Consider the following 9,537-nt stretch of genomic DNA (forward strand, 5'->3'; position numbering starts at 1 on the left):
CATGCGGGCTGCTCCCCCGGGTGGTCAGGAGCCGAGTGGCACGGCCGTCCCTCCATGGACGACGGACAGGCCGCCGGTGCTGGACTCCGCGGTGAGCGACACCCACGTCCCGTTGTGGTGGACGCCGTCGCCGCCCACACACTGTTCGCCGACGACGGGGACGGTGGCGCTGGTGGTCGTGGCGCCGAAACCGGTGAACTCGAAGCCGGTGATCTGGGTGCGCGCCCGGGCGTCGTAGGCCACCGCGCTGTTCACGTCGGCGTGCCGCTTGAGGGTGACGTCGTGGGTCTTCTGCCCCTTGGTTCCGGTTGCGGTGTCCTACTCACAGACCGCGCTGTAGTGGGTGGTGGTGGCGTATGTGAAGGACACTCCGTCGCTGTTGGTCTGCAGTTGCTTGTTGTTCCAGGCGAAGGACGTCTGCACGTCGCCCTTGCCGACGAATCCCGTGCCCGTGGCCGGGTCGAGCGCCACCGAGGCCGCGGCCGGTCCGGCGACCACAAGCACGGCGGCCGCCGTCGCCGCGAGTACTCCGGTGGACGCCATCGTGGTCCTGAACTTCATCGTCCCCCCTGAATGAGAACTTCCGTTTGTTGCTGGAAGATTCACCGTCGCCTCTGGGCCGTGCGTTGCGGCATTGGCCGTCCGGCCCACACCGCATGGCCGAAAATCCCTGCAAGGCGTGCGCCGGGGGCGCGAGAGGCGCGTGAAACCGGCCCCGGTCAGCTCCAGTGGCTGCCCGCGGCCGGTTCCCTGTGAGGCGTGCGGACCTACCTCAGCCCGTTGTCGATGGCGTTCGCCAGTTCGCCGTTGCTCGTGTCGCCGCTGAACTCCCAGAAGAACGCGCCGCCCAGGCCCTGGTTCTTGGCCCAGCTCATCTTGCCCGCGATGGTGGCCGGGGTGTCGTACGACCACCAGTTGCTGCCGCAGTGCGCGTACGCCGTGCCGGCGATGGTGCCGGTGGCCGGGCAGGAGTTCTTCAGGACCTTGTAGTCCTCGATGCCCGCCTCGTACGTGCCCGGAGCCGCGCCGGTCGCCGCTCCGCCCGGGGCGGACTGGGTGACGCCGGCCCAGCCGCGGCCGTAGAAGCCGATGCCGAGCAGCAGCTTCTTGGACGGGACGCCCTTCCCCTTCAGCTTGGCGATCGCGTCGGCCGAGTTGAAGCCCTCCTGCGGGATCCCCGGGTAGGACGTGAGCGGGGAGTGCGGGGCGGTCGGACCGTCCTTGTCGAAGGCGCCGAAGTAGTCGTACGTCATCACGTTGTACCAGTCGAGATGCCGGGCGGCGCCGCCGTAGTCGGCCGCGTCGATCTTGCCGCCGGAGGAGCCGTCGGCGGTGATGGCCGCGGTGACCAGGTAGTTCGGACCGAACTCGGTGCGCAGCGCCGACATCAGGTTCTTGAACGCCGCTGGGCCGGAGGCGTCGCAGCTCAGGCCGCAGGCGTTCGGGTACTCCCAGTCGATGTCGATGCCGTCGAAGACGTCGGCCCAGCGCGGGTCCTCCACGACGGCCTTGCAGGACTTGGCGAACGCGGCGGCGTTGGCCGCGGCCTGGCCGAAGCCGCCGGAGTAGGTCCAGCCGCCGAAGGAGTACAGCACCTTGATGTGCGGGTACTTGGCCTTCAGCTGGCGCAGCTGGTTGAAGTTGCCGCGCAGCGGCTGGTCCCAGGTGTCGGCGGTGCCGCTGACGGACTGGTCGGCCGTGTAGGCCTTGTCGTAGGCGGCGTAGGTGTCGTCGACGGTGCACTGCCCGTTCTTGACGTTGCCGAAGGCGTAGTTGATGTGGGTGATCTTCGACGCCGTGCCCGAGGTCACCAGGTTCTTGACGTGGTAGTTGCGGCCGTAGACGCCCCACTCGGTGAAGTAGCCGAGCTTGACCTTGTCGCCGGTGGGCGGCTCGGTGGTGCCGCCCGTGGTGCGGACCCGGACGGCGCCGCTGACCGGGCCGGTCTGGTCGGCGGTGTCACGGGCCTGGACGGAGTAGGAGTAGTCGGTGCCGGCGGTGAGGCCGCTGCTGGTGTACGAGGTGCCCGTCACGGTGGCGAGCTTGGTGCCGTCGCGCAGGACGTCGTAGTTCTTGACGCCCTTGTCGTCGGTGGCGGCGGACCAGGAGAGCTTCACCGAAGTGTTGGTGATGTCCGAGGCGGTGGGGGTGCCCGGGGCGCTCGGCGCGCTGTCGCCGGGTTCCGTGGTGCCACCGTCGCAACTTCCGCCGTTGAGCTTGCAGTTCGTGGGAGAGCCGGTACCGCTGCCGTTGAAGCCGAAGGAGATGGACGCGCCGGGGGCGAGGGTGCCGTTCCAGGACTTGTTCTTCGCGGTCCAGTGGGTGCCGGAGGAGGTGACGTCGGCGTCCCAGGCGGAGGTGACGGAGGTGCCCGAGGGGAAGTCCCACCCGACGGTCCAGGAACTGAGGGCCGTGGTGCCGGTGTTCTTCACCGTCCACTTGCCCTCGAAGCCGGAGCCCCAGTCCTGGGTCTTGGCGTAGGAAGCGGTGGCGGACGTCGCGGCCTGGGCCGGGCTCGCCAGGCCGACGAGTCCGGCCAGCGGGAGCAACAGGGTCGCGAACCCTGCCGCGGCTCTGTGTCTGAAGCGCATGCTGCGCCTCCTTGATGGAGTTGTGGGGGCGTGACTGAGCCTCACGCCCACTCATGGTGCGGTGAGAATAGAAAGGTCTGGACCACCGGTCAATAGGTCTGGACCACCACGTCCGGGATCGGTTCAGATCCCCAACTCCTGAGCCAGCACCGCCGCTTGCACGCGACTGCGCAGCTCCAACTTCCCCAGCAACCGGCTGACATGGGTCTTCACGGTCGCCTCGGCCATGTCCAGCCGCTCGGCGATGCCCGCGTTGGACAGGCCCTCGCCCAGGCAGGACAGCACCTCGCGTTCGCGCCGGGTGAGCCGGTCCAGCACGGCCGGATCGGCCGCCGGCTCGCGCGTCGGCTTCGCGGCGAACTCCGCGATCAGCCGCCGCGTGACCGCCGGGGCGATCAGCCCCTCTCCGCGCGCGACCGTCCGCACCGCCTCCAGCAGCTGCCTCGCCTCGGTGTTCTTCAGCAGGAAGCCCGACGCGCCCGCCCGCAGCGCCCCGAAGACGTACTCGTCGAGGTCGAACGTCGTCAGCACCAGCACGTCGGCCAGCCGTTCCGCGACGACCTGCCGGGTCGCCGACACCCCGTCCAGACGCGGCATCTGAACGTCCATCAGCACCACGTCCGGCCGCAGCCTCCGGGCCAGCACCACCGCCTGCTCACCGTCCGCGGCCTCGCCGACCACCTCGATGTCGTGCGCGCTGCCCAGGATGAGGACCAGGCCGGCACGGACGGCGGACTGGTCCTCGGCGACCACGACGCGGATCATGCGATGTCTCCTTCGACGGTGTCGTGGACGGGGAGGGTGGCGCGTACGGCCCAGAACTTGCCGGCCGGCGAGTCCTCGGGACCCGCCTCGAAGGTGCCGTCGAGCAGCGCGGTGCGCTCCCGCATGCCGACCAGCCCGGCGCCCGAGCCGGGGGCGCTCGGCCCGTCCCGGTCGCCGTAGGGACTGGTCACCGTGACGTTCAGCAGCCCGTCCCGCTGGTCGACGGACACCGCCACTCGGCCGGGTCCGGCGTGCTTGAGGGCGTTGGTGAGGGACTCCTGCACGATGCGGTAGGCGGCGAGCTCGAAGGGCACGGGGACGGTGCCGTGCGCGACGTCGAGCGTGACGTCCAGGCCGTTGGTGCGGGCGCCCTCCACCAGGGAGCCGAGGCTGTCGAGGGTCGGGGCCGCGGCCGGTTCCAGATCGCCGCTGGAGTCACGGAGGATGCCGATCAGCCGTCGCATCTCCGACAGCCCCGCCACGCTGTTCTCGCGGATGACCACCAGCGCCTGCTGCGAGGTCTTCGGGTCCTCCAGGGAGAGGGCGGCGGTGGAGTGGATGGCGATCGCGGACAGGTGGTTGGCGACCATGTCGTGCAGCTCGCGGGCCATCCGGGCGCGTTCGGCGGTGACGGCCTGGGTGCGGTCCATCTCGGCGAGCAGGGCGGTCTGTTCCGCGCGCAGCCGGGCCGCCTCTGCGGCGTCGCGGTGGTTGCGGACGATCAGACCGGTGGCGGCGGGCGCGAACGCCACGACACCGGTGATCACACCGATCAGCAGTGCCTCGGGCTCGCGCCACAGCGCGAACGGCACCACGGTCCCCGCCACCGACAGCAGCCCGGTGATGCGCGGGATGCGGTGGGCCGAGGCGGGCGGGCCGTACAGGACGGCCGCGTACATCAGATCGGTGTACATCAGGAGCGTGACCAGGTTGCCCTGGGTGACGACGTCCATGACGATCGCGGCCGTGCCGGTCAGCAGGGCGGCGCGCGGGGCGGACCGGCGTAGCAGCTCGCAGCCGGACATGACGAGCAGCGGCAGCAGGATCGGCCAGCGCCCCGGCAGCAGGACGTACACCTCGGTGTGCGGACGGGTGGCGAGGCCCAGGCCCCACAGCAGCAGCCCGCCGACCAGGCCGCCCAGCGCGACGCAGAGGTCGAAGCGGTGCGGGCGGGGGAGTCGTACGGCCATGGCACCATCCAACACGGCCGTCACGCCCGGCGCGTGATCCCCACGTAGGGTCCCCGGCTGCATCTTTCGATGTACCGCGGGTTCGTCAGTCGCGACGACGATTCCGGCCGCGCCGACCGGGAGCCTGGAAGGGTGATCCGAGAGGAGCGAACCGTGATCGTCGCCTTGATCGCCGCCTGCGAGATCGGCTTCTGGGTGCTGCTGGCCGCCGGATTGGCCACCCGCTACCTGCTGAAGATGCCGCGCACCGGCCTGGCGCTGCTGCTGTGCGAGCCGCTGCTGGAGGTCGTCCTGCTGGTCGCCACCGCGCTGGACCTGAAGAACGGCGCCGAGCCGAACTGGACGCACGGACTGGCCGCGCTGTACATCGGCTACACCGTCGGACACGGCCACCGCACCGTGAAGTGGCTCGACGGTCACGCGGCCCACCGGCTGGGCGGCGCCCCGAAGCCGATCGGCCCGCCCCGCTACGGCATGGCCCGGGCACGCCACGAGGGCAAGGTGTGGCTGGGCACGCTCACCGGAGCCGTCGTCGCGACCGTGCTGATCCAGCTCGCCATCCGGTACGTCGACGACCCGAGCCGTGTCACCTCCCTGGAGAGCTGGCGCTGGGTGGCCTGGCGCACGACCGGGATCCACGGCCTGATCGCGCTGAGCTATGCGATCTGGCCGCGGAAGGCTCCCGCGGGGGCGGAGCCAAAGGAGCGGCCGGCGAAGGAGAGGGCACACCGATGAGCAAGGCCCGCGGGAATCTGGTGGAAGGCGTCGTCACCTTCGTGATCGGCCTCGGGCTGTGGCTGTTCACGGGCGATGTGGAGGTCCCCGTCGTCGCCCTCACGAAGGTCGGCATCGTGATGATGTGCGTCGGCGGCGCGCTGGTGGCCTCCGGCCTGTGGCGGGCGGCACGCGGCAGGACCTGACTACCGCTCCCCGCCCGGCACCCACAGCACGTCTCCGACCTCCTTGTTCGCCGTCCTCGCGAGGATGAACAGGAGGTCGGACAGGCGGTTGAGGTAGGTCGCCGTGAGGGGGTTCATCACCTCGGCGTGGACATCCAGCGCCGCCCACGTCGAGCGTTCGGCCCGGCGTACGACCGTGCAGGCCTGGTGGAGCAGTGCCGCGCCGGGGGTGCCGCCGGGGAGGATGAAGGAGCGGAGCTTCTCCAGTTGCTCGTTGAAGCGGTCGCAGTCCGCCTCCAGTTTGTCGATGTAGAACTGCTCGACCCGCAGGGGCGGGAACTCCGGGTTCTCCACCACCGGCGTCGACAGGTCCGCTCCCACGTCGAACAGGTCGTTCTGGACGCGGGTGAGGACCGTGACGATCTCCTCGTCCAGGCCGCCCAGCGCGATGGCCGTGCCGATCGCCGCGTTCGCCTCGTTGGCGTCGGCGTACGCGGAGATCCGCAGGTCGGTCTTGGCGACCCGGCTCATGTCGCCGAGGGCGGTGCTGCCCTGGTCGCCGGTCCTGGTGTAGATGCGTGTCAGATTGACCATGTGGCCAATCTAGACGTTCGTGTCATGGGCGTACCCCCTCACCTTTTGTCTCGCACAAGCGCACCTGATTCGCACCGGTGTCCTGGAGGTCGGAGCGTCGTTGACGGAGGTGAGGTCATCGCGTCGCTCAGGAGGGGGGAAGCATGCTGGTCGGCAGGAGATACCGGCTCCAGTTCACGCCTGAGCAGAGAGAAGGGCCGAGGAGTACGGCAGCATCTGCCGGGCGGTGTGGAACATCGGCCTCGAGCAACGGCGCGAGTACCGGCGTCGGGGCGCGTGGATCGACTATGTGCAGCAGGCCCGCGAGATGGCTGAGGCCAAGGTGGAGCATCCGTGGCTGAGGACCGCGCCGTCCCACATTCTCCAGCAGACTCTTCGGGACCTGGACAGAGCATGCCGCACCCACGGCACGTTCGGTGTGCTGTGGCGGGCGAAGCAGCGGTGGCAGCCATCTTTCCGGTTTCCTGACCCGCGGCACCTGTCCATTGAGCGGCTCGGGCGCAAGCGTGGCCGGGCGCGGCTGCCGAAGCTCGGCTGGGTGATCTTTCGATGGTCTCGTCCGCTCGGCGGCAGTCTGAAGTCAGCCACCGTTTCACGTGACGGCAAACACTGGTACGTCAGCTTTCTGGTGGAGACCGGCACCGCCGGACCCGCAGTCTCGTTGGAGCGCGGTCGAGTCGGTATTGACCGCGGAGTGGCGGTGCTGGCCGCGACCAGCGATGGCCGGTTCTTCGCCAGGAGTTTCATCACCCCTGGCGAGGCCCAGCGATACCGGACGCTCCAGCAACAGCACGCCCGCACCCAGAAGGGATCGAACCGCCGAAAAGCGTGTCGAGAGAGGATGCGGGTCATTGTGCGAAGGGTCCGCGACCGCCGCCGGGACTTCCACGCGCAGACGGCCCGCCACGTCGTAGACGGCAATGGCCTCGTCGTTCTCGAGGACCTCAACACAGCCGGCATGACCGCTACCGCCAGAGGGACCTCAGCCGAGCCGGGAACGCATGTCGGGCAGAAGGCAGGACTGAATCGCGCGATCCTCGACAAGGGCTGGCACTCCTTCGAACTGGCAGTCCGCAGCCGCGCCCGTCATACAGGCACCGCGGTACGCACTGTCAACCCGGCTTTCAGTTCAACAACCTGCCCTGCCTGTGGATATGTGCATCCGGACAACCGCGAGAGCCAAGCGAAGTTCGTCTGCACCTCCTGCGGTCACCGAGAGCACGCCGACACGGTCGGCGCGAAGAACGTACTGGCCCTCGGGCATACGGGTCACAGGGCGTGGAGACCTCGGCGCCAGCCGGTCTGTGAAGCGCCAACCAGCGCAAAACCGCAAGGAATTAGCGCTCCGACCGCTGAGGTCGGAATCCTCTCGGCTTCGGCCGACGGGAGGATCGCCAAGTCCGTCATGTGGGACGTGACACGAGTCTCACTCCATGAGACGTGAAACGCATTACTAAGTCAGGCGCACGCCGCCTCACGAGCGCTAGTGTCCGCCCGGGAAGCAGACATAAGCAGCGCGTCAGGGGAGTCGCACAGTGGCACGGAAGCTCGCCGTCATCGGAGCCGGCCTCATGGGATCCGGCATCGCCCAGGTCTCCGCACAGGCGGGCTGGGAGGTGGTCCTGCGGGACGTCACCGACGAGGCGCTGACGCGGGGCACCGACGGCATCAAGGCGTCGTACGACAAGTTCGTCGCCAAGGGCAAGCTGGAGGCGCACGACGCCGACGCCGCCCTGGCCCGCATCACCGCGACCACCGACCTGGACGCCGCGGCCGACGCGGACGTCGTCGTCGAGGCCGTCTTCGAGAAGCTCGAGGTCAAGCACGAGATCTTCCGCGCGCTCGACAAGATCGTGAAGGACGAGGCGATCCTCGCCTCCAACACCTCCGCCATCCCGATCACCAAGATCGCGGCAGCGACGGAGCGCCCGGAGCGTGTTGTCGGCACGCACTTCTTCTCGCCGGTGCCGATGATGCAGCTGTGCGAACTCGTCCGCGGCTACAAGACCAGCGACGAAACCCTCGCCACGGCCCGGGAGTTCGCCGAGTCTGTCGGCAAGACCTGCATCGTCGTCAACCGCGACGTCGCCGGTTTCGTGACGACCCGTCTCATCTGCGCCCTGGTCGTCGAGGCCGCGAAGCTGCAGGAGTCGGGCGTGGCGAGCGCCGAAGACATCGACCTCGCCTGCAAGCTGGGCTTCGGTCACGCCATGGGCCCGCTGGCGACGGCGGACCTGACCGGCGTCGACATCCTGCTGCAGGCCACGAACAACATCTACACCGAGTCCCAGGACGAGAAGTTCGCGGCTCCCGAGTCGATGCGCCGGATGGTTGACGCCGGTGACATCGGACGCAAGAGCGGGCAGGGCTTCTACAAGCACTGAAACCGCACATGCCCCGGGCCCATCACACGCCAGGGTGAATTCGGTATCGGTTCGCTTACAAGAAGCAACCTCTGACACCTCCACGCAGTCAGAGGTTGCATCACCCACATCAGAACGCGGAGCACGATTCGCACGCACGGGGAGCGCATATGTACATCAGGGGCGACCACGCCGAGCTGGTCGTCGGGGGCCGCCTCGACGTCCGGAGCGCGGCGGACGCCCGTACGGTCCTGCACTCGGCCGTCGACGACGGCCTCGGAGACCTGGTGCTGGACCTGTCCGAACTGGACTCCTGGGACGCCACCGGACTGGGCGTGATCATGGGGGCCCACCGGCGGGCCGGCCGCTGCGGCCGGCGCCTGGTGCTGCGCGGAGTACCGCCGCAGATGCAGCGTCTGCTGGTGGCCACCCGCCTGCACCGGATCCTGGCGATCGAGGGTGGCATCGGGGTGGAGACCCTTCCCCGCGTGTGACGCCTCCTGCGGGTGTGAGCCGGGCGACCGGGGAGACCCGGACGCACGTCGTCGAACCGTGCGACGCGCACAATCCTCACGAGACCGTGACGTTATGGACGGCGCGGTACCCCGGACTGTCGTAGATACTGTGCGAAGGTTTAGGGTTCGGCTGCCCGCTGCCTTGACACCCTTCGGCGGGACCGGACCAGAAGCGACAGCGCGGTGTGCAGCAAGGCCGGGAGGGGCTTTTCCAAGCACACACACGCTTTTGGGGGGCTTGACCTATGGATCCTGACAACCAGGGACCCGAGGAGTACGGCCACGACGGTGACGGCCCCGCGCCGCGCCAGCGCCCTCCCAGGGAATCCCTCACACCCGACTTCGCGCAGCACGCGCCGGCGCTCGCCCGCACGGTGCAGCTCGTCTCCGGTGACTTCCTGCTGACCGTCAACCCCGTCGACGGCAGCGAGATAGAGGTCTGCCCGCCCGCCGAACGGCCCGCCCGGCCCGTGAAGCTCACCGCGGCCGAACGTGCCGAGGCCGACCGCGCGGCCCGCCCGCCGGTGCCGCCCGGCCCCGCACAGCCCGCCCTGCCGCTGCTGGCCGTCAGAGGTGCCCTCCGTGTCCTCGGGGTGCGCACCCTGCTGCTTCATCGTCTC

Annotated in this window: 11 protein-coding genes and 1 pseudogene; 6 read left to right on the plus strand and 6 right to left on the minus strand. The window is 69.2% G+C overall.

All coding sequences use genetic code 11. The features are described from left to right. Window positions 1-24 precede the first annotated feature (24 nt). The 5 genes from ABZ281_RS22305 to ABZ281_RS22325 form a co-directional block, all read right to left on the minus strand. A complete protein-coding gene (locus ABZ281_RS22305; protein ID WP_356657970.1) occupies window positions 25-255 on the minus strand; it encodes a hypothetical protein in 231 nt (76 codons plus the stop codon). 63 nt (window positions 256-318) lie between these two features. After that, window positions 319-561 carry a hypothetical protein gene (locus ABZ281_RS22310; RefSeq protein WP_356657972.1) on the minus strand — a complete coding sequence of 81 codons (243 nt, stop codon included), beginning with the start codon at window positions 559-561 and terminating at the stop codon, window positions 319-321. A gap of 206 nt (window positions 562-767) precedes the next feature. Next, window positions 768-2,591, minus strand: coding sequence for a glycoside hydrolase family 18 chitinase (locus tag ABZ281_RS22315; RefSeq protein ID WP_356657974.1), 1,824 nt, complete (start codon window positions 2,589-2,591; stop codon window positions 768-770). Between the two features lie 123 nt (window positions 2,592-2,714). Next, window positions 2,715-3,356, minus strand: coding sequence for a response regulator transcription factor (locus tag ABZ281_RS22320; RefSeq protein WP_356657976.1), 642 nt, complete (start codon window positions 3,354-3,356; stop codon window positions 2,715-2,717). Continuing rightward, complete coding sequence (locus ABZ281_RS22325) at window positions 3,353-4,546, minus strand: histidine kinase (protein ID WP_356657978.1); 1,194 nt, start codon at window positions 4,544-4,546, stop codon at window positions 3,353-3,355. Before ABZ281_RS22325 ends, ABZ281_RS22320 begins: the two co-directional genes overlap by 4 nt. Before the next feature lie 153 nt (window positions 4,547-4,699). Between ABZ281_RS22325 and ABZ281_RS22330 the strand changes: the two genes are divergently transcribed. Together ABZ281_RS22330 and ABZ281_RS22335 are read left to right on the plus strand one after the other, a co-directional pair. After that, the gene (locus ABZ281_RS22330; protein ID WP_356657980.1) at window positions 4,700-5,281 is read left to right on the plus strand and encodes a hypothetical protein; all 582 of its coding nucleotides are present in this window, start codon (window positions 4,700-4,702) and stop codon (window positions 5,279-5,281) included. Then, the gene (locus ABZ281_RS22335) at window positions 5,278-5,466 is read left to right on the plus strand and encodes a DUF5708 family protein (protein ID WP_356657982.1); all 189 of its coding nucleotides are present in this window, start codon (window positions 5,278-5,280) and stop codon (window positions 5,464-5,466) included. The genes ABZ281_RS22330 and ABZ281_RS22335 overlap by 4 nt, the downstream gene beginning before the upstream one ends. On the opposite strand, the gene ABZ281_RS22340 is transcribed toward ABZ281_RS22335, so the two are convergent. Next, window positions 5,467-6,039: a cob(I)yrinic acid a,c-diamide adenosyltransferase gene (locus ABZ281_RS22340; RefSeq protein WP_356657984.1), complete on the minus strand. Its 573-nt coding sequence runs from the start codon at window positions 6,037-6,039 to the stop codon at window positions 5,467-5,469. It lies immediately after the preceding gene. Window positions 6,040-6,265: 226 nt separating this feature from the next. Between ABZ281_RS22340 and ABZ281_RS22345 the strand changes: the two genes are divergently transcribed. The 4 genes and pseudogenes from ABZ281_RS22345 to ABZ281_RS22360 form a co-directional block, all read left to right on the plus strand. Then, the gene (locus ABZ281_RS22345) at window positions 6,266-7,483 is read left to right on the plus strand and encodes a transposase (protein ID WP_356657986.1); all 1,218 of its coding nucleotides are present in this window, start codon (window positions 6,266-6,268) and stop codon (window positions 7,481-7,483) included. 91 nt (window positions 7,484-7,574) lie between these two features. Continuing rightward, complete coding sequence (locus ABZ281_RS22350; RefSeq protein WP_356657988.1) at window positions 7,575-8,423, plus strand: 3-hydroxyacyl-CoA dehydrogenase family protein; 849 nt, start codon at window positions 7,575-7,577, stop codon at window positions 8,421-8,423. A 149-nt stretch (window positions 8,424-8,572) separates the two neighbouring features. Next, entirely contained in the window at window positions 8,573-8,896 is a 324-nt protein-coding gene (locus ABZ281_RS22355) for an STAS domain-containing protein (RefSeq protein ID WP_356657990.1), read from the plus strand. 266 nt (window positions 8,897-9,162) lie between these two features. Then, window positions 9,163-9,537: pseudogene (locus ABZ281_RS22360) on the plus strand (hypothetical protein); the annotation flags it as partial.

The sequence above is a fragment of the Streptomyces sp. NPDC006265 genome, from assembly GCF_040613555.1.
Taxonomy (GTDB): domain Bacteria; phylum Actinomycetota; class Actinomycetes; order Streptomycetales; family Streptomycetaceae; genus Streptomyces.